The organism is Micromonospora sp. URMC 103 (assembly GCF_051386435.1).
Classification (GTDB): domain Bacteria; phylum Actinomycetota; class Actinomycetes; order Mycobacteriales; family Micromonosporaceae; genus Micromonospora.
In genome coordinates this window covers 976,564-995,383 of the sequence record NZ_JBPQTR010000006.1, presented here as the reverse complement: position 1 = coordinate 995,383, position 18,820 = coordinate 976,564, and the positions used below count along the sequence as shown (strand labels likewise).

Sequence of the window (18,820 nt, the reverse complement as noted above, 5' to 3'; positions counted from 1 at the left end):
TTACTCGACCCACAAAAGGTGCACCGGCACTTCCAAAGTGGTCGGTGACTTGCCTTGCCAGGCCCAGCGGTACCACTCGGCCTCCGGTGCGACCCGGACGCAAATGTCGCCGTCGGCACCGGAGTAGGTCTCGGTGACCGCGCGCAGGTCGCGGTGCTCGGTCGAGTCCACCGTGTGCACCACCCGACGGCCGGTGACCGCGTCGGCGTCGATGACGGGAGTGGGCGCGCGGTGGGTCGGGCCGTCCAGGGAGACGAGCCGGACAGGTGACTGGCGAGGCGTCGTCCCGTCGGCGGGCCTCCGGCCGATCGTCTCCACCCAGACCCGCTCGACCGGGACGAGGGGTGCGAAGACCTCCACCTGGTCGGTCTCGGCCCGGTACCACTCGTGCTCCGGAATGACCGGCACGTAGGTGCGGCTGCCCTGTACCACCCGCTCGTCGGCCCGGAGGTCGCCGCGCCAGCCGAGCCCGGGAAGACCAACGAGGACCCGGCGTCCCCGCAGGTCGACGCGCCCCGTGGCGGGCACGATGGCGATGGGGCGTGGCGGCAGGGGCGCCCAGTCCGGTCGGTCGGCGAACGGGTCGGGAAGCGGGCCGGTCATCGTGCCGGGGGCTTTGTGCCGGGGCCCAGCGGGGCACCACGCTGCGCCATGAAGGGCACCGGATCGATCGCACCCCGGCTGCTCCGGTCGGAGTCCTGGTGGACCTCGAAGTGCAGGTGCGGCCCACTGGAGTTGCCACTGCTGCCGACCCTGCCGATGACCTGGCCGGCGGTCACCATTTGGCCCGGTGAGACGCGGGGCCGGGTCACCATGTGGCAGTAGCGGGTGATGATCCCGCCCGCGTGCAGGATGTCGACGAACCACCCGCAGCCGCCCTTGCCCGGATAGCCGTCGACGTTGCAGCTGCGGTTACCGCTCTTGTCCGGATCACAACGGGCCACCAGCACCCGGCCGGTGGCCGCCGCCCGGATGGGAGTGCCCTTTTCCGCCGCGATGTCCACGCCGTTGTGTCCCGGACGGCTCTCGGTCCGGAAGCCCGAACCGACGCCGCCCGCGATCGGCGTCGTGAAGCCGGAGGCGGCGATCTTTCCGTCGGTCGCGGCGTCGCAGACCGAGTCGTTTCCGATCCGCACGGTCCGGGCCGCGCCGCCGGCCAGCGCGTCCACGATCTGACCGGCGACGCTCTCGTGCTTGGCGTACGCGTCCGGAAGGGCGCTCACCTGCACCTTCTGCGCGGCGACGGTGAGCGGCATGTCCTCCCAGCCGGCCACCGTGAGCAGCTTCTCGTAGAACTTGCCGGCCGCGTAGGCCGGGTTCATCCGCTGGGCGACGCTGCCCCAGGAGGGCCGCTGCTGGAACAGGCCCAACGAGTCGTGGTCGGCGCCGACGCCCTCGTTCGGCAGGGTCTGGGACCCCCGCACCGTGCTGTTCGCGAGGTTCCGCAGGCCGGATTCCTGCATGGCGGTGGCGACGGCGATCACCCAGCCACGCGGTGGCACCTTCATGTCCTGGCCGACTTTGATGATCACGGCGGCGTTGCGCAGCTGACGCTCGCCGTACCAGGAGAGGCGGGGCATGTCGCCCTGCACGTCGACGGTGTGGTCCTCCTCGCAGGTGAGACTCGTCGGCGTCATCACCTCTGCCGACTCACCGCCCAGTTCCGTGAGGAAGAACGCCGCGGTGCCGCCGGTGCAGCACAGGAGCGCCAGCACGGCAGCCGTGGCGCCCGCCACGGCGCCGCGCCGGATCTGCCGACGCCGCGGAGGGTTCTCGTCGGTCATCGCTGCTCCCAGTCCACCGCGTCGACCAGCCACCGCCCGTCCGGCGCCACGAGTTCCAACCGGAGCTGGCCGGTGTCGAGCGGGACGAGCACCTCGACGAAGGTCTCGGCACGCGGCCGGACGGTGGCCTCGTCGACCACCCGTCGGGCCGGCACGTCCGCCGGCTCCGCGCCGGTCAACTTCTCGGTCAACTCAGGAGTGGACAGCGGACGCAGGCCGGCGTGCCACTGCTCGGCGCTCATGCCCGGGTCGCCCAGCCATGCGGTCACGAAGCGCTCGGCGACCTGCTCGGGAGTCGGGTCGCCGGGGCGGGTGATCGGAGCTGGGGGCGACGGGGTGGCGATCACTCCGTCGTCGCCCGTGGTGGGGTCGACCGTGGTGATCGGCTCGTCCGGCCGGTTGCTGAGCCCGAACGTCGGATCGCCGGGCCCGGCGACGAGCCGAGCCGCGCCGACGATTCCGAAGACCACCACCGCGAGAGCGAGCGCGATCCCGAGTCGCGACCGCAGCACCCGGGTGAGCAAGAACTCCAGCGCTCGCCGCATGCGACTCACCTGGCCTCGGAGCGGATCCGCGGCGTCGGCCGGTCCGGCGTGCTCTCGACCGAACCGGGCCGGTAGACGACGAAGGAGGGGCGCTCCTCCGGCACGTCCGGCTCGGCCCAGGTAGCCGGCTGCCCGCGTCGTGGCCGGGGTGCCACGGGCCGGGCCGAGGGGCTCTCCTCCACGGCCGGTGCCCCCTCCGACCGCTCGCGGCCGCCCGGCCGCTGGCTCTCCGGGCGCTGGCTCTCGGCGTCGCGGGGCGCGGTGTGCGCCGGGTCCTCGTGCCGGCTCTCCGGCCGGAGGCGGGTCGGCTCGGCGGTGACCGCCTTCCGGCGCCCCATGGCGGGCTCGGCCGTTCCACCGGGCTCGGCCACGTCCAGCCGGGCAGCGGTGCGCATGTCCCGGAAGAACCGCCGGTGCCACGACCCGGCCGAGCTGACCGCCTCGCTGCTGTCCTTGCCGCCGAGCTGGGTGATCCGGCGGTAGGGGCGGAGCAGCAGCCAGCCGACCACGCCGCACAGCCAGACCAGCACCACCTGGAGCCAGCCGGGCAGGGTCGCCGTGCTCATGATCAGATCGACGGCGAACAGGTACACGGCCGCGCCCGTGCCGAAGATGGCGATGTTGAAGATCGCGGCGACCACGGCGTTCCCGAGGCGGCGCAGCCCGGCGCTGGCCGGGCGCAGCAGACCGATGGTCCCGAGGATCGGCGCGGCGATCACCGCCCATCGGAAGATCAGGAAGCCGAGCAGCACCAGGAGCGACGCGGTCAGGTCGAACATCGCGAAGAGCAGCGACGCGAGGACCGCGATGAAGCCCGCGCCCACCCGGTCCATGTCCCGGACACCCTGCAGGTACTCGTACGCCTCCGGGTCTTCCCGTTCGACCTGCGCCGCGACCGTCATCCACTGCTGCTGCTTGGCGCGGACGGTGGCCTCCCGGGTCTGGGGATTGGCCCGGAGCTTCTCTGCCTCCTCCCAGGAGAGGGACTTCGCGTCGTAGAGCGCAGGGCCGTACTTCTTGGCGGTCTCGCTGTCCGCCGATCCCAGCGCCCCACGCAGCCAGTTGCGGTAGAGCATCGCCTCGGTGGCCGTGTCGCTGGCACGGACCGCGGGGGGCCGGTGGTCCTTGCAGGCCTCGGGGTTGGGGTCGTCGCACTGGCTCGGCGGGGTGTCCTTCGACGCCGGGCCGAGGGCGTCGTGGACCACGCCGAGGGTGGTGACGAGTGTCCCGTCGGCCACGTTGGCCGACTTGACGGGCCAGGCGGCCAACGCGGTCACGGCCACCATCACGAAGAGGGCCCAGCCCGCCGTGGTCATGGCGTTGCTCATGTCCGACTGACGGGAACGCCAGAGCAGGTAGAGGCCGACGACGCAGAGCGTCATGATGCCGAAGACGCTGAACACCTTCTGGTAGATGGCCTTCGTCGCCTGCTCCACCAGCGGGTCGGCCCAGCTCCACATCGACTGCGGATCCCAGGCCTTCTCGCGCAGGGCGTTCGACGCCCCGACGATCGCGGTGGCGATCATGAACTCGCCGTTGGCGACCGTGTTGCTGAACTTGTAGTCGGGGTGCATCACAGTGGACGCGCAGCCGCCCTCGACCCGGTAGGTCGTGTAGGCGTAGCCCGCGTAGCCGTAGTCGCTGTAAAAGCCCTTGGGGCCGGGCTTTGTCGAGGATTCCGGTCGTGAGGCGAACCAGCCCGCCAGGCCCGAGTCGGGAGCGGTGGGAGTGGGCGGCTTCCAGCAGTTGGCCTGCGCCTCGGCGACCTGCTGCAGCTCCTTCACGCAGGCCCGGAAGTCCGCCTGCCACTCCTGGGTGCTGCAGAGGTCGGCCCGAGCCTGGGCCGTGGTCACCGGGGCGGCGGACGCCGGGCTCGCCCCGAGCAGCGGCCAGGAGACGGTGGCCCCGGCCAGTACGCCGAGGGCGAGCAGGAGTGCCGTGATCCGTGCCCGGGCCCTCGCCATGTCACGCCTCCAGATCCGGCAGGGGGACGCTCGGCAGCACCCCGGCCGCGGCGGCGACCGCGGCGGGCGTGGTGTCGAGGTGGTCCAGCAGCCCGTTGACGTACGAGACGTCCACGCGGACCTTCTGCACTCGCCCGTCGACGTCCCGCATCACGAACTCGCGGAAGCCGAGGCGGGTCGCGGACGTCGCGTCGGCGGTGGAGAGGGAGGCGAGTGTGGCCTCGTACCCGTCGTTGACCGGCACCCGCAGGAGCCGCAGCGCCTCGGAGGCGATCTCGCTGTCCTCGGCGATCCGGCCGACGAAGACGGTGGAGACGAGGTTCTGCACGTCGAGGCCGAGGATGTCGCGCGGGTTCTGCGAGGCGACGAGCGCCGCGAGGTTCCACTTGCGGGAGTCCCGGGCGAGCCGGACGAGGAACGACCGGCCGGAGCGCCAGCCCTCCATGAAGTGCGCCTCGTCGAGGCCCACCAGCTTCCGGGACGACATCGACCCGCCGTAACAGCGCCGGACGGCCAGCCGGTGCGCGGTGTGCAGCATCGGCAGGGCGAGCGCCTCCTCGGCCGACCAGTACTCGCGCTCGATCTTCAGGTCGGGCAGACGCAGGCCGGCCATGGTGATCACGGTGAGGGCCGCGTCGGGACCGAGCATCCCCTCCGGTGGCCGGCCGAAGAAGAGCATGGCGAGCGGCATCTCGGCGGTGTCGAGGAGCAGGTTCGCGAGTTCCCGGCCGGTGTGGTCGTCGAGCTGGCTCAGCGTCGTGACCACGTCGTCCAGGGTGGACGTCTCCTCGGCCGGCACCTGGCGGACGGCGTGCCGGAACAGCGTGGCGGTGGACGCCTCCCGGGCCACCTGCGGTGGCACCAGCATCATGCAGATGTCCTGCACGAGCATGCGGCGCTCGGCCCGGGCGTTGGACACCGCGATCTCGAACTCCCGGTCGCCGGCCGCACCGGCGGCGAACTCGGTGCGCCGCGGTGTGGGGATCAGCGCGTACGGGGCGAGGGTGCCGTGCTCCGAGCCGGTGAGGTTGAGCACCCGGGCGTACGGGCGCAGCTCCGGCATCGCGCAGAGGCGGGCCAGCGGGCCGGACGGGTCGAGGAGGGTCACCTGCACGCCCCGCCGGGCGGCCAGGTAGCCCAGCGCGCCGAGCAGGGTCGACTTGCCACCGCCCGGCTCCGCTACGAAGACGGCGAGCCCGGAGCGCTCGCGGACCTCCATGGGGTAGTGCAGGTCGAGGAAGACGGGCCGGCGGCAGGTGCCGGCCGTGCGGCCGATCAGGTCACCGCGGCGGTCGCCGACGGTCGACGCGGCCTGCGGCAGCGCGGCGGCCAGCAGGGACACCGGCATCCGGCGGACGTAACCGGTGTTGGCGATCGGCTCTCCCGGGATGAACTCCCGCGCCAGCCAGTCCTGGTTCTTCGGGTGTTGGAGCGAGATCCGCAGCTCACGGGAGTAGAGCTGGATGAGCCGGCGGGCGCGCTCCAGGCACTCCTCGCGCGTCCGGCCACCCACCGCAAGGCGGTGCCAGCCGTGCGCCCGCGCCGAGTCGACCGGCAGGCCCGTGGTCATCTCGTCGCCGATGACGAGGGCCCGCTTGGCCAACCGCTCCAACTCCGGTGGGGCGTCGATGCCGTGCTCGGCGTAGTCGAGCTGCTGCGACCGGATCATCCGCAGCCGGTGCTCGAGATTGCGGAACGAGTCGCCCGAGCCGAGGATGTCGACCCGCGTGGAGATCTCCATGGGCCAGGGCAGCCGCTCGTGGAAGTGCAGCCAGGGCTCGTGCCGCTCGGGGATCTCCAGCGGCTCCATCCGGCCCACCGCCAGCACGGCGACGTGCCGCTCCTCGCCGGTCATCCGGTTGACCAGCTTCACCGTGGAGCCGTACGGGGTGCGGTAGCGCTCGATCTGCTCGGTGAGCGCGAGCAGGTCACCGCGTTCCCACCGGCCGTTGGTGACCGGCGAGAGCGCGCCGGGCGGCGACATGCACAGCGCCACCGAGCGGTAGAGCAACCACTCCAGCTCCTGTGCCGTGACCCGCCGGCCGCGCATGCCGAACGCGCCGAGCACCTCGTCGAACTGTTCGACCGTGCGGCCCAGCCGGCGGCGCTCGCCCTCGGCCGTGCCGCGCCCGAAGGCGCGCAGCAGCCGCTCGCTGAGCGAGTCGCCGAGCGAGCGGCGGGCGAAGGTGACGCCGAGGTACGTCTGCCCCTCGGCGTGGTTGACCGACATGAGGTGCCGCTGCGCCGCGACCAAATGGTCGGCCCAGCTCGGCGTGCCGGGCACGTCGGGCAGCGGGGCGACGGTGTGCGCGTCGACGGTGCGGGCCCACTCGTCGGCGGGGAACGGCCGGGTGGTGCGGCGCAGGTGCAGGCGGAACCCGGCGAGCCCGGCGTACTGCTCGGCGATCGCGGAGAGCAGCGTCTCGCGTTCGGCGTCCGGTCGGAACGCCCAGCGCACCTCGGGCAGCCAATACCAGGCGGTCACGGTGTTCGGCGTGAAGGTGAGGTGGCCCGCGATCTCGGTGATCGCCAGTTCCACGGAGGGGTCCCGGTCGCCGAACTTGATCTTGGGCGCCTTCACCCGGGCCGGCTTGACCGGCCGGTCCCGCCGCTCGGGCGAGCGCTGCCGCGGCGGCGCGACCTCACGGCCCGTCGACGGTCGGACCGACCGCTCCGGCCGGCTCTCGGGCGGAGCCGGGAGCGCGGGCTCGGGCTGCGCCACGGGCGACCCGGACGGCAGCGGCGTGGCGGTGGGGTCGGCGACCGGTCGGGGGTCGGCCGCCGGCCGTGGCACGGGCAGCCGGTCGCCGGCCTGGTGCGGAACCCGGGACCGGGGCGCCGGTGGCGCCGGTTCCGGCGCCTCGACGGCCGGCTGGGCGGCGGCCCTCGCCGGCTCGGAGGTGACCGGCTCGGCGGCGGGAAGCCGCGGCGGGGCGGGTGCGACCGTGCCGGCCGGCGCCGGCTCGATGGCGGCCGGCTGCTGCGGGATCGGCGGGTGCTCGCGTGCGGCGTCGCGTGCCGGTGGCGAGAGCGGGCGGGCCGACCCCGGGCGCGGGGCGCCGAAGAGGTCGAGGAAGGGCGAGTCGATGTCCGGGCTCTCCCCGGCGGCCGGGGCCGGGCGCGGCGCCGGATCGGGCCGCCGCGGCACCGGGCGAGGCGCCTGGAAGACCCCCACGCCGCCGTGCCCGGGAGAGGCGGCCAGTGCCGGGTCGAGAGCGGTCTCGTCCAGCTCCTCGACATCACCGTAGTCAAATGAACGCGCACGGTGACCACCCGGCGCGCCCGGGCGGCCGGCCGGGGAACCCGGCGTGGAAGAGCGGCTCATGCGATCGCCTCACCCGCGTCGTGCGACCGTCCGAACGGGGTACGCCCGGTCATGCCAGTTCCTCCCGGATCCTGATCCCGGTGCCGACCAGGCGCGGATCGCGCTGCTCGGCGGCCGGCTCCCGAGTGCGTCGCCAGTCGGTCAGCGCGGTGCGGATCACCATGCGCGCGGGCCGGTCGGGGTCGACGTACCGGAAGACGAATGACGTGGTCACGATGGCGAGCGCGATCTCCCAGGCGGGGAAGAGCTCGACCTTCAGCGTGAACAGCCAGTGGATGAACATGTAGAGGGGGACGAGCAGCATGAAGAGCCCGTACTGGGCGTACGGCAGGTGGACGGGAAGGGTGTAGCCGGGCGGCCCGAGATAGACCAGGCGTGCCCGGTAGATGTCGTCGTCGGTGCGCAGCCGCATGTCGTGCCCGCGCCTATTCGAAGATCAGGTCGATCAGGTAGTCGCCGACGAAGAACAGCGTGGCCGCCCCGGCGATGAAGGCGAGGCCGACGATCGCGATGACAGAACTCGTCAGCACCTTGGAGATCTCTCCTCGACTGGCCCGGCCGATGAAGATGACGCCGAGGACGGCGAGGAGAATCGGTGCGACCTTGCTGGCGAAGAAGGTGACGACGCCGTTGGTGTCGATGCCTTTCGGCGCCGGCTCGGCGAGTGGAGTCGACGCCAGGGTGGAGAGCGCGTGGGCGACGCCCGAGGACGCCGTCTCCATGAGCTCGATGGCGATCACTGAAACCTCCCCAAATCGCGGCCGGCGGCGCCGCGGCGGTGCAGTAGGCAAGCCTGGCGGGAAATGTGCTGATCGGGCGCAGCGCAATTGACCCTGCGCTCGTTACTCACCACGGAGAGTGGCGAGGTTTGGGCGATTTGATCCCGCTTCGGCCCTCCCTCCAAGCTTCGCCATCTCGATGCTGGGCAATTCCACAGCGTACGGGCCGCCCCGGAAAGCGACAAGCCGCGAAGAGACTGCCCGTTACGACCTCGGCGACCGATCGTACACCTGTTCCAATATGCATGTCAGGGGTGCCGTGACGGGCCGCCACCCGGGCCGGCCGGGGCCCCGCCGACGACCGGTACGGTCTAGTCGTGACCGATCTGGTACGGGCTCCGGCCCCGGTGGTGATGGGCGTCCTCAACGTCACGCCGGACTCCTTCTCCGACGGCGGACGGTACGCCGACCTCGACGCCGCCGTCGGACACGGCGTCCGACTGCGCGACGACGGTGCGCACCTGGTCGACGTGGGTGGCGAGTCCACCCGGCCGGGCGCCGAGCGGGTGGACGCCGACACCGAGGCCGCCCGGGTCCTCCCGGTCATCCGCGAGCTGGCCGCGGCCGGCGTGGCGGTCAGCATCGACACCAGCCGGGCCCGGGTCGCCGAGGCGGCGCTGGCCGCCGGCGCGGCCGTGGTGAACGACGTCTCCGGCGGCCTGGCCGACCCGGACATGGCCCGGGTGGTCCGGGACGCGAGCTGCCCGTGGGTGCTCATGCACTGGCGCGGGCACTCCCGCGACATGCGCGACCTCGCCGTCTACACGGATGTGGTCACCGATGTCCGCGCCGAGTTGGGCCAGCGCGTCGACGCGGCGCTGCGCGCGGGTGTCCCCGCGGACCGCATCGTCGTCGACCCGGGGCTGGGGTTCGCGAAGACCGCCGCGCACAACTGGCAGCTCAGCGCCCGCCTGCCCGAGCTGCTCGACCTCGGCTACCCGCTGCTCTTCGGCGCCAGCCGCAAGTCGTACCTCGGCCGGCTGCTGGCCGCGTCGGACGGCACCCCGCGGCCGACCGGCGAACGGGAGGCGGCCACGGTGGCCACCAGCGTGCTCGCCGTGGCGGCGGGCGCCTGGGGCGTACGGGTCCACGACGTCCGCGCCACCGTCGACGCGCTCGCCGTCTGGCGCGCCACCGGCGGTCCGCGCCTGGTCGTCGGGCCCGCCGGTGACGGGCCGGAGCCGCGGGCGGTGGCCGCCGGGCGGAAGGGGGAACGGTGAGCGACCGGATCACGCTGACCGGCCTGCGGGCCCACGGCCGCCACGGGGTGTACGACTTCGAACGCGCCCAGGGGCAGGACTTCGTGGTCGACGTGGTGCTGGAACTCGACCTCGGCCCGGCGGCGCGCTCGGACGACGTGACGGACACCGTCCACTACGGCGAGCTGGCCGAGCGCCTCGTGGCGGTGGTGACCGGCGAGCCCGTCAACCTCATCGAGACGCTCGCCGACCGGCTGCTCGCGGTCTGCCTGGCCGACCCCCGGGTGGGGGCGGCGACGGTCACCGTGCACAAGCCGGAGGCGCCGGTGCCGCACACGTTCACCGACGTGGCCGTCACCATGACCCGGACGCGTGCCCGGTGACCCGGGCCGTTCTCTCCCTGGGCAGCAACCTCGGTGACCGCCTCGCGCACCTGCGCTCCGCGGTAGCCTCGCTGGGCGACGCCGTGCTCGTCGTCTCCGGCGTGTACGAGACTCCACCGTGGGGGGACCCGGACCAGCCGGCGTACCTCAACGCGGCGCTGCTCGCCCAGGATCCGACCGCGACCCCGCGCGACTGGCTGGAGCGGGCCCGGGCCGCGGAGCGCGGCGCCGGCCGGACCCGTGACCCGCGGCGGCGGTTCGGGCCGCGCACCCTCGACGTGGACGTCATCGCGGTGTGGGGCGACGACGACGAGCCGGTGCTCAGCGACGACCCCGAGCTGACCCTGCCGCACCCCCGCGCCCACCTGCGGGCGTTCGTGCTGCGGCCGTGGATCGACATCCAGCCGTACGGCCGGCTGCCCGGACACGGCCGGCTCACCGACCTGCTCACCGCCGACCCGGTGGCGAGCGACGCGCGGGAACTGCGCCCCCGCCCCGATCTGGCGATAGAGTCGACGGCATGACCCAGCGGAGCCGGCCGGCATGACGCAGGCGCAGTCCCCACGGCCCGGCGGTGCGGGCCCGGACCGCTCGCGGATGGGCCCCACCCGGATCTCCACCCTCGTGGTGGCCGCTCTGGCCGCCGCCGCGGTGGCCTGGTTGCTGATCAGCACCCTCTACTACCGGGGCATCCCCCGGCTGCCCTGGCTGCCGGTGGCCACGCTGGGCGCCCTCGCCATCCTCGAGGGGTACGCGGCGATCAACACCCGCGGCCGGATCGACCGGCGCCCCGGCCGGGCGCCCGTGAACGCGCTGATGGTCGCCCGGTTCGTGGTGCTGGCCAAGGCGTCCTCGCTGGCCGGTTCGCTCTTCGCCGGCTTCTACGCGGGGCTGACTGCCTGGCTCTTCGTCGAGTCCACGCGCGCCGCCATGGAGGACCGGTCGCCCGCGGGCGGCGGCCTGCTCGCCTCGCTCGCCCTGGTGGCGGCGGCGCTGTGGCTGGAGCGGTCGTGCCGGGTGCCGGAGCGCCCGGAGGACGAGCGCGAGCCCGACGAGCGGGAGAGTCGCCCCGGCCAACGCTGAGTGGCCACGCCGTTGGCCGCCGCTGGCCGGGGGGTTACGTCGGACGTTCGGCGCGGGTACGGTGCCTCCGACCGGAGAGCAACGGCCGCGCCGGTCCGCCCCCACGTCGGACCCGGACGACCGGCCAGGGGAGGCGGCGACATGGGGTACGACGAACCCGGCCCGAACGGACCGATCGAGCCCTCGTCCGGGGTGCCCGCCGCCGTCCTCGAGAACGCGTTCGACGACCCGCACCACGGTGAGCCCGGCCGCGACCGGGTCGGCGTGCACGTGGTCTGGGAGATCGTGCTCCTGCTGGGGCTCGCCGCCGTCGCCTGGCTGCTCTGGCGGGAGGATCCGGCCGTCCTGCGCGGGGACGGGCTGCGGTCTTTCCTGGTCGGCGTCGTGGCGCTGGGCCTGCTCGCCCTCGCCGCCGGGCTCAGCCTGCGTACCGCCGCCGTGAACCTGGCCATCGGGCCGGTCGCCGTCGCCGCCGGGCTGCACTTCGCCGAGCAGGGCGACCGTGGCGTGGTGGCCGCCGTGGCGCCGGCCGCCGCGGTCGCCGCGGTGGGCGGGCTGCTCCTGGCCCTGGCCGTGGTGGTGCTGCACGTCCCGAGCTGGGCGGCGAGCCTGGCCGGCGCGGCGGGGGTGGTCGTCTACATCGAGCGGCGCGCGGCGCCGGTGCTCGCGCAGGGCGAGTACGACCCGCACCGGCACGCGTTCTACCTCTTCGCCGGCTTCGCCGCCGTGGCCGTCCTCGGTGGCCTGTTCGGGGCGATCCGGGCCATCCGCCGGCTCGTCGGCCGGTTCCGTCCGGTGGCCGACCCGGCCCGGCGGCGCGGGACGGTCGCCGCGATCGTGACCGCCGGCGCGCTCGTCTGCTCGACGGTGCTGGCCATGCTGGCCGGCGTCCTCGTCGCGGCGAACGCCACCGGCCCGTTGGCGCCCACCGCCGGGCTGGACTGGACGCTGGTCGGCGTCGGCGTGGCGCTGCTCGCGGGCACCAGCGCGTACGGCCGGCGCGGCGGCATCTTCGGCACGCTGCTCGCGGTCTGCCTCGTGGCGGCGTTCCTCGCGTACGCGCGGGCGCGCGGCTGGACGGTGAGCCGGTGGGCGGTCGGCGGGGTGACGCTCGGCGTGGGGCTGGTGGTCACCCGACTGGTCGAGCGGTACGGCCGCCCGGGCTCGCGGAGCGCCGACCCGACCGAACCGGCCGTGGACGTCACGGCCGGCTCCGGCTGGGAGGTGCCCCGGCCGCGACCCGTGGACAACTGGCCCCCGACCCTGCCGACGCCCTCGGCGGAGACGCCGGTGGATCCCTGGCGGACGCCGCGCTGGGAGACCGAGCCGAGGCGGTGGGACGACGACCGGTGAGCGGGGCCACGTCCGGCGAGCCGGGCGTGATCTCGGCGGTTAGGCTCGGCGGCATGACCGAGAAACCTGCCACTCCCACCGGCCGCTCGTTTGCGGAGCTGGACGCGTTGTCCACCGAGGAGTTGAGGGAGCAGGCGTTCGCCCTGGCCCGGGAGCGGCGCGACGTGGGCTTCTTCTGGTCGGTGCTGCGCCACCTGCCGAACGCCGACGAGGCGACCGTGCTCGACGGCGCCCCCAACTCGGTGGGCCCGACCGTCGACGAGGCCGCCGCCCTCCTGCGGGAGCTGACCGGCCACGGTTACGAGGAGTCGGGGCCGCTGCTGCGGGCCGCCTTCATCGACTACCTCATGAAGCACTGACCGGCTCGCGCGGACGCAGGACGGCCCGCCCGCGGCGGGCCGGAACGGACCACATCATGGCGCTCAGCAACCGGACCCGGACGATCAGCCGGTACGGCACGGCGGCCGGCACGGGGGCCCTCGCCGCGCTCGTGCTCGTCGCCGTCTGCGGCAGCCCGGCGTTCGTCGGGTGGGCGGGGCGGCACACCGACCCGAACGCGGCGGGCGGCTGGTACCTGCGGCTGCTGGCCTGGCCGGCCTGGCGGTTCGACGCGGGCGACCAGGCCGGCGGGGTGCTCGCCGCCGACGCGCGGGCCGTGCTGCTGCTCGTCTTCGCGGTGGCGCTGCTCTACCTGCTGCCCGCCACGCAGGTGGCCCGGGTCCCCGGTGGGCTCAGCCAGTTCTTCTCCGGCTGGGCGGCGTACGTGCTGGCCAGCGGGCTAGCGGGCCTGCTCGCGGTCTTCCTCGGGCCGGGGCCGTCGATGCTCGCCGCGTTGCAGGCCGCGACCGTGGGGGCGGGCTACGGCTTCCTGACCGGCTGGATCATCGGGACGGCGAGTCTCGGCGGCCGGGCCTGACGCGCCCGGCCCACTCCGTCCCTGCGGCCCGCTTCGCCCGGCCCGCCCGGCTCACTCCGTCGCGCCGAGGTCGAGCAGCCGGCGGCGGTCGAGCACGCCGACCGGCTGCCCCTCGTCGGTGACCACCACCCGGTCGGCGGCCGAGGTGAGCATCGCGGCGAGCGCGTCGTACGCCGAGCCGCCCAACGGCACGGTCGGCGCCTCCGGCGTCCCGCCCGCCGGCAGCGGCTCCAGCACCTCGCGACCCACCGGTGTGACCACGAGCCGGCGGATGCCCCGGTCGGCGCCCACGAACTCGCGGACGAAGGGGGTCGCGGGCGCGCCGAGCAGGGCACCCGGCGTGTCGTACTGCTCGAGGTGACCGCCCTGGGAGAGCACCGCGATCCGGTCGCCGAGCCGTACCGCCTCGTCGAGGTCGTGGGTGACCAGCACGATCGTCTTGCGCACCTCCGCCTGCAACCGCAGGAACTCCTCCTGCAGCCGGGTCCGCACGATGGGGTCGACAGCGGAGAACGGCTCGTCCATGAGCAGCACCACGGGGTCGGCGGCGAGCGCCCGGGCCACCCCGACGCGCTGTCGCTGGCCGCCGGAGAGTTCGTGCGGGTAACGGCCGCCGAACGTGCCCGGGTCTAGGCCCACGAGCTCCAGCAGCTCGTCGACCCGCTCCCGGGTGCGCTGGCGCGGCCAGCCGAGCAGGCGGGGGACGGTCGCCACGTTGGCCCGGACCGTCTGGTGCGGGAACAGCCCGACGTTCTGGATGACGTAGCCGATCCGGCGCCGCAGCCGCACCGGGTCGGCCCGGGTCACGTCCTCGTCGCCGAGCAGGATGCGCCCGTCGGTGGGCTCGATCAACCTGTTGATCATCCGGAGCACTGTCGACTTGCCGCAGCCCGACGGGCCGATCAGCACGACCAGCTCGCCCGCCTTGACCTCGAGGCTCAGCCCGCGTACGGCCTCGGTGCCGTCGGGGTAGCGCTTGCGCACCGCCTCGAGGGTGATCGACGCCGCGTGCGGGCCACCGGCCGTCGCGCGCCCGTCGACGCCGGAGGTGTCCGGGGTAACGTCCACGTATGTCCTTCCGCCTGAGCTACCGGGCCGACCCGGGCAATCCCTGGTTCTCCTGGCAGTACGTGCGGGACAACTCTGACACGATCCTCGCGGCGCTGCGTGACCACGCCTCACTCACCGCCCGGGCGGTGGTGATCGCCGCCCTGATCGCCGTGCCGCTGGCCGTGGCGGCGTACTGGTTCCGTCCCCTCGCCGGCCCGATCCTCGCTGTCACCGGGGTGTTCTACACCATCCCGTCGCTGGCGCTCTTCGCGTTCCTCGCGCCCTATCTGGGCATCGGCGCGGTCACCGTGCTCAGCGTGGTGGTGCTCTACGCGCTGCTGGTGATCGTCCGCAACACGGTGGCCGGGCTCACCCAGGTGCCACCCGAGGTGCGCGAGGCAGCCGAGGGCATGGGGTACGGGCGCTGGGGCCGGCTGTTCCGGATCGACCTCCCGCTCGCCCTGCCCGGCATCCTCACCGGGCTGCGGCTGGCCACCGTGTCGACCGTTGCGCTGGTCACCGTCGGCGTGGTCGTGGGCCGCGGCGGGCTCGGTCAGTTGATCTTCGCGGGCTTCCAGAACAACTTCTTCCGCGCGCAGATCATGACGGGCACACTGCTCTGCGTGCTGCTCGCCCTGGTGCTCGACCTGATCCTCGCCGGGATCGGCCGCCTGCTCACGCCCTGGCTCGCGAGGAGGGCGTCGTGAGCATCATCGAGCAGGCGTACCGCTGGCTCAACGACCCGTTGAACTGGACCAACCCGGGCGGTGTGCTGGACCGGCTCGGCGAGCACATGTTCCTGTCCGTGGCCGCCGTGGTGCTGGGCTGTCTCGTGGCCTGGCCCGTGGGGCTCTGGCTCGGGCACACCGGCCGGGGCGGCGGCCTCGTGGTGCTGGTGGCCAACATCACCCTCGCCGTTCCCACGCTCGCCCTCCTCACCATCCTGCCGCTGACCTTCCTCGGGTTCGGCAAGCCGTCGGTGATCGTGGCGCTTGCCGTCTTCGCGCTGCCGCCGTTGCTGGCCAACGCGTACACGGGGGTGCGCCAGGCCGACCCGGAGGCGCGGGACGCGGCCCGCGGCATGGGCCTGTCCGGCTGGCAGGTGCTGCGCCGGGTGGAGCTGCCGCTCGCCGTGCCGTACCTGGCGGCCGGGTTCCGGACGGCCGCCGTGCAGGTGGTGGCGACCGCGGCGCTGGCCTCGTTCGTCAACGGCGGGGGGCTCGGCCAGATCATCCGTGCCGGCTTCGGGCTGGACATCGCGGCCGGTGGCGGGCAGATCCTGGCCGGCGGCCTGCTGGTGGCCGGGCTCGCCGTGCTGGTCGAGGCGGTGCTCGCGCTCGTCGAGCGGGTCGTCACACCGCGCCCGCTGCGCGCCGCCCGCCGGGGCGCGAACCGCCGGGCCGCGGACGCGGTGACGGGAAGCTGAGCGACCTTCGTCACAGCCCGGGCGGGATGCCGTCCGGAAAACGGACGACGCCGACGTGGACGTGACGATCGGGTGACGAACCTCGCCCCCGGTTGTCGTACCCGCGTGGAAGATGTTGGCTGGTAGATCGCGGGCGGCCGTTGAGAGGGATCGCCCGTCGGACACGCGGCCGGCCCGGGACGGGTCGCGCCGGGACACGGAAGGCGGGCAATATGCACGCACGTACACGGCTGGCCGTCGGCATGGCGGCGGCCCTCACCGCCGCCGGGCTGCTGACCGGCTGCGGCGGCGCCGGCTCCTCCGGCACCGAGGCGCCGTCGGCGGCGGCGAGTGGCGCCGGATGCGCGCCGGTCGCCGGTAACCAGCTCATGGTCCTCGACGACGACAAGAAGCTCCAGAACAGCGACAACATCATCCCGGCGATCAACGCCGACGTGGCGAACCCACAGCTGATCGCCGCGCTCGACAAGGTCTCCCACGCGCTGGACACGCCGAAGCTGATCCAGCTCAACAAGGTGGTCGACCTCGACCACAAGACGCCGAAGGCGGCAGCCGAGGAGTTCGCCTCGGCCAACAACCTGACCGCCGGGATCGCGAAGGGCCCCGGTGGCCAGATCGTGGTGGGCGCCGGCAACTTCAGCGAGAGCGAGACCCTCGCCGAGCTCTACCGGATCGCGCTGACCGCCGCCGGTTACCAGGTGCGGGTGCAGCAGATCGGCAACCGGGAGCTCTACGAGCCGGCCCTGGAGAAGGGCGAGATCCAGGTCGTCCCCGAGTACGCGGCCAGCATGACCGAGTTCCTCAACACCAAGGCCAAGGGGCAGGGCGCACCGCCGGCGGCGTCCCCGGACATCAACAAGACGGTCACCGCGCTGAAGGCCGAGGGCGACAAGGTGGGGATCACCTTCGGCGCCCCCTCCGCCGCACAGGACCAGAACGCCTTCGCGGTCACCAAGGAGTTCTCCGCCAAGTACGGCGTCCGCACGCTCTCGGAGCTGGCGAGCAAGTGCTCCGGCAAGGCCACGGTGCTCGCCGGGCCGCCCGAGTGCCCGCAGCGCGTGACGTGCCAGGCGGGCCTCGTGCAGGTCTACAACTTCAACGCCGGCTCGTTCAGCTCGCTGGACGCCGGTGGCCCGCAGACCAAGAACGCGCTGAAGACCGGCAGTGCCAGCGTGGGCCTGGTCCTCTCCTCGGACGGGGCCCTGGCCACGAGCTGAGGCATCCCCGGCGGGTCGTCCCGCGCTCACGACGGCCGGTCGTCGGTGGCACGTGGCCACCGGCGGCCGGCCGTCGGCCTTCCGTGGGAACGGCCGGAAACCGGTGCGGGAGGCCGCGTTCGCCCGTTCACACGGGCAGCAACTCTCGGTAGGCTGCACAGCCATGCCCGCCCCGGACATCAGGCGCAGTCCCACCTTGTTGACCGTGCTCTTCTGGAGCGGCGTGGGGCTGGCGCCGGTGGCGGCACTGATCCTGCTGGTGGCGGACGGCAACGGCCCGCTGCGGTTCGCCGCCGTGCTCGCGATCCTCGCCGTGGTCCTCATCGGGCTGTCGATCGCCCTGCGGCGCGACGGTGACGGCGGGGAGGCCCGCGTCGAAGAGCTGCTGGACGAGATGGACCAGCTCCGCCGGGAACTGCGCGGTGAGATCGTGGCGGCCGCCCAGCGCGGCAACCAGGCACTCGACCAGGCGCAGCGGGCCCAGGAGGCGGTCGCGGCCGTGCGCCGCCGCCTCGAGGCCACCGGCGCCGCCCTGTCCGGGGCCGAGGAGCCGGCGGGTCGCGCCCGGGTGCCCGTGGCCGAGCCGCACGACGACGAGCCGGCCCGCCGGTCACCACCCGGCGGGTACGACACGGACCGCCCGGCGTCCGGGCAGTACGGCGGGGACCGTCCGGCAGCGGCCGGCGTGTACGGGGGCGAACGCCCGGACGCCGGGGTGTACGGCGGGGAGCGTGCCGGTTCCGGGGGGAGGCACGGCGGGGGGCGGGCCTCGGCGCCGCAGGCCGGCGTCTACGGCGCCGCGCCGCGCCCGCCGGAGCACACCAGCCGGCCCGAGCCGGCGTCCCGGCCCGTGGGGATGGTCCGGCACACCGAGACGGTGCACGTCACCACCCGGCACACGATCGTGGACGGCGGCTCGCCCGAGCCGGCCGGCGGGCGTTACGGCGGCGGCTACGCGGGCGGCTGGTCACCGCCCGCCGAGGAGCGGCCGTGGGGCGCCGCCGCCGAGGACCGGTGGGCGGGCGCCGGCAAGGAACCGGAGGAGCGGCCCTGGTCGGGGTACGGCGGCGCGGAGGAGCGCTCGCGGCCCGGCGACGACCGGCGGTGGGGCGCGCACGGCGAGCCCCGCGACGAGCCCGGCTGGGACGACCCGCGCGACGACCGGGCCCGGCGTGACGAGCGGGACTGGTCCGCCGCCGATGACCGGGGCTGGTCCGCGCCGTCGGACGAGCGGGGCTGGTCCGCCTCGCCGGACGAGCGGGGCTGGCCGGAGCAGCGCGGGGGAGCGGGCGAGTCGCGGTGGGGCGACCCGCCGGACGATCGGCCCGCGCAGCCGGACGACACCGGCCAGTACTGGGCCCAGCTGCGGGCGGGTGACCGCTGGGCGGCCGTCCGGGACGACGACCGGGGCCAGGAGCTGCGGATGGGCGAGCGCCGCGCCGAGGTGCACGCCGACGCCACCGGCACCGAGTACCGGGTCGCCGACCGCTGGGCGTCGGTCCGCCGCGACGACCCCCGGCGGGACGATCCGCCCAGGGACGACCCGCGGACGTACGGCCGGGGCGGCGACGCCGGACGCCGGGGAGGCTGGGACGAGCCGGAGGAGCGTGCGGCGCTGCCGGTCGGCGGGGTACCCGTGCCGGACGAGTGGCGGCCGCCGCGGCAGCGGGGCTACCAGTCGGCGCCCGACGAGCCGGAGCGCGTGGGCCGGCGCGCGCGGGTCGAGGAGGAGCGCTACGGCTACCCGCCGCAGGACGACGCCCCCCGCGCCGGCGGCACCCGCTGGCGCTGACGCC

At 74.2% G+C, this 18,820-nt stretch carries 19 protein-coding genes; 11 read left to right on the top strand and 8 right to left on the bottom strand.

From position 1 onward, the window contains the following. From ACSNOA_RS30980 to ACSNOA_RS30950, 7 genes are read right to left on the bottom strand one after another with little or no spacing between them, the layout of a single operon-like run. Window positions 1-603, bottom strand: a complete 603-nt coding sequence (locus ACSNOA_RS30980; protein WP_436663301.1) for a hypothetical protein — start codon at window positions 601-603, stop codon at window positions 1-3. Beyond that, window positions 600-1,784, bottom strand: a complete 1,185-nt coding sequence (locus ACSNOA_RS30975; protein ID WP_436663300.1) for a M23 family metallopeptidase — start codon at window positions 1,782-1,784, stop codon at window positions 600-602. The genes ACSNOA_RS30980 and ACSNOA_RS30975 overlap by 4 nt, the downstream gene beginning before the upstream one ends. After that, window positions 1,781-2,329 carry a hypothetical protein gene (locus tag ACSNOA_RS30970; protein WP_436663299.1) on the bottom strand — a complete coding sequence of 183 codons (549 nt, stop codon included), beginning with the start codon at window positions 2,327-2,329 and terminating at the stop codon, window positions 1,781-1,783. Before ACSNOA_RS30970 ends, ACSNOA_RS30975 begins: the two co-directional genes overlap by 4 nt. Before the next feature lie 5 nt (window positions 2,330-2,334). Next, the gene (locus tag ACSNOA_RS30965; RefSeq protein WP_436663298.1) at window positions 2,335-4,293 is read right to left on the bottom strand and encodes an MFS transporter; all 1,959 of its coding nucleotides are present in this window, start codon (window positions 4,291-4,293) and stop codon (window positions 2,335-2,337) included. Window position 4,294: 1 nt separating this feature from the next. Further along, window positions 4,295-7,618: an ATP-binding protein gene (locus ACSNOA_RS30960; protein ID WP_436663297.1), complete on the bottom strand. Its 3,324-nt coding sequence runs from the start codon at window positions 7,616-7,618 to the stop codon at window positions 4,295-4,297. Between the two features lie 49 nt (window positions 7,619-7,667). Next, a complete protein-coding gene (locus ACSNOA_RS30955) occupies window positions 7,668-8,030 on the bottom strand; it encodes a hypothetical protein (protein WP_436663296.1) in 363 nt (120 codons plus the stop codon). Window positions 8,031-8,043: 13 nt separating this feature from the next. Further along, window positions 8,044-8,358 (bottom strand): hypothetical protein, encoded by a 315-nt coding sequence (locus tag ACSNOA_RS30950; protein WP_436663295.1) that lies wholly within the window; start codon window positions 8,356-8,358, stop codon window positions 8,044-8,046. Between the two features lie 356 nt (window positions 8,359-8,714). Between ACSNOA_RS30950 and folP the strand changes: the two genes are divergently transcribed. The 7 genes from folP (at window position 8,715) to ACSNOA_RS30915 (ending at window position 13,331) form a co-directional block, all read left to right on the top strand. Continuing rightward, window positions 8,715-9,617 carry a dihydropteroate synthase gene (folP, locus tag ACSNOA_RS30945; RefSeq protein ID WP_436663294.1) on the top strand — a complete coding sequence of 301 codons (903 nt, stop codon included), beginning with the start codon at window positions 8,715-8,717 and terminating at the stop codon, window positions 9,615-9,617. Then, the gene (gene folB / locus ACSNOA_RS30940) at window positions 9,614-9,979 is read left to right on the top strand and encodes a dihydroneopterin aldolase (RefSeq protein WP_436663293.1); all 366 of its coding nucleotides are present in this window, start codon (window positions 9,614-9,616) and stop codon (window positions 9,977-9,979) included. The genes folP and folB overlap by 4 nt, the downstream gene beginning before the upstream one ends. After that, window positions 9,976-10,503 carry a 2-amino-4-hydroxy-6-hydroxymethyldihydropteridine diphosphokinase gene (gene folK / locus ACSNOA_RS30935; protein ID WP_436663292.1) on the top strand — a complete coding sequence of 176 codons (528 nt, stop codon included), beginning with the start codon at window positions 9,976-9,978 and terminating at the stop codon, window positions 10,501-10,503. Before folB ends, folK begins: the two co-directional genes overlap by 4 nt. A 19-nt stretch (window positions 10,504-10,522) precedes the next feature. Then, window positions 10,523-11,062: a DUF3180 domain-containing protein gene (locus ACSNOA_RS30930; protein ID WP_436663291.1), complete on the top strand. Its 540-nt coding sequence runs from the start codon at window positions 10,523-10,525 to the stop codon at window positions 11,060-11,062. Between the two features lie 141 nt (window positions 11,063-11,203). Then, window positions 11,204-12,415 (top strand): ABC transporter permease, encoded by a 1,212-nt coding sequence (locus tag ACSNOA_RS30925; protein ID WP_436663290.1) that lies wholly within the window; start codon window positions 11,204-11,206, stop codon window positions 12,413-12,415. A 53-nt stretch (window positions 12,416-12,468) separates the two neighbouring features. Continuing rightward, window positions 12,469-12,774: a hypothetical protein gene (locus ACSNOA_RS30920; RefSeq protein ID WP_436663289.1), complete on the top strand. Its 306-nt coding sequence runs from the start codon at window positions 12,469-12,471 to the stop codon at window positions 12,772-12,774. Window positions 12,775-12,830: 56 nt separating this feature from the next. Next, window positions 12,831-13,331 (top strand): hypothetical protein, encoded by a 501-nt coding sequence (locus tag ACSNOA_RS30915; RefSeq protein ID WP_436663288.1) that lies wholly within the window; start codon window positions 12,831-12,833, stop codon window positions 13,329-13,331. Window positions 13,332-13,382: 51 nt separating this feature from the next. On the opposite strand, the gene ACSNOA_RS30910 is transcribed toward ACSNOA_RS30915, so the two are convergent. Continuing rightward, window positions 13,383-14,399, bottom strand: a complete 1,017-nt coding sequence (locus tag ACSNOA_RS30910) for an ABC transporter ATP-binding protein (RefSeq protein ID WP_436663287.1) — start codon at window positions 14,397-14,399, stop codon at window positions 13,383-13,385. A gap of 2 nt (window positions 14,400-14,401) precedes the next feature. On the opposite strand from ACSNOA_RS30910, the gene ACSNOA_RS30905 reads away from it, so the two are divergent. The 4 genes from ACSNOA_RS30905 to ACSNOA_RS30890 all read left to right on the top strand — a co-directional run bounded on the left by ACSNOA_RS30905 (window position 14,402) and on the right by ACSNOA_RS30890 (window position 18,816). After that, on the top strand, window positions 14,402-15,088 hold the full coding sequence (locus tag ACSNOA_RS30905) for an ABC transporter permease (RefSeq protein WP_436663286.1): 687 nt from the start codon (window positions 14,402-14,404) through the stop codon (window positions 15,086-15,088). After that, a complete protein-coding gene (locus ACSNOA_RS30900; protein WP_436663285.1) occupies window positions 15,085-15,807 on the top strand; it encodes an ABC transporter permease in 723 nt (240 codons plus the stop codon). Before ACSNOA_RS30905 ends, ACSNOA_RS30900 begins: the two co-directional genes overlap by 4 nt. A 212-nt stretch (window positions 15,808-16,019) precedes the next feature. Next, a complete protein-coding gene (locus tag ACSNOA_RS30895; RefSeq protein WP_436663284.1) occupies window positions 16,020-17,024 on the top strand; it encodes a glycine betaine ABC transporter substrate-binding protein in 1,005 nt (334 codons plus the stop codon). 163 nt (window positions 17,025-17,187) lie between these two features. Beyond that, window positions 17,188-18,816: a hypothetical protein gene (locus tag ACSNOA_RS30890; protein WP_436663283.1), complete on the top strand. Its 1,629-nt coding sequence runs from the start codon at window positions 17,188-17,190 to the stop codon at window positions 18,814-18,816. Window positions 18,817-18,820 lie beyond the last annotated feature (4 nt).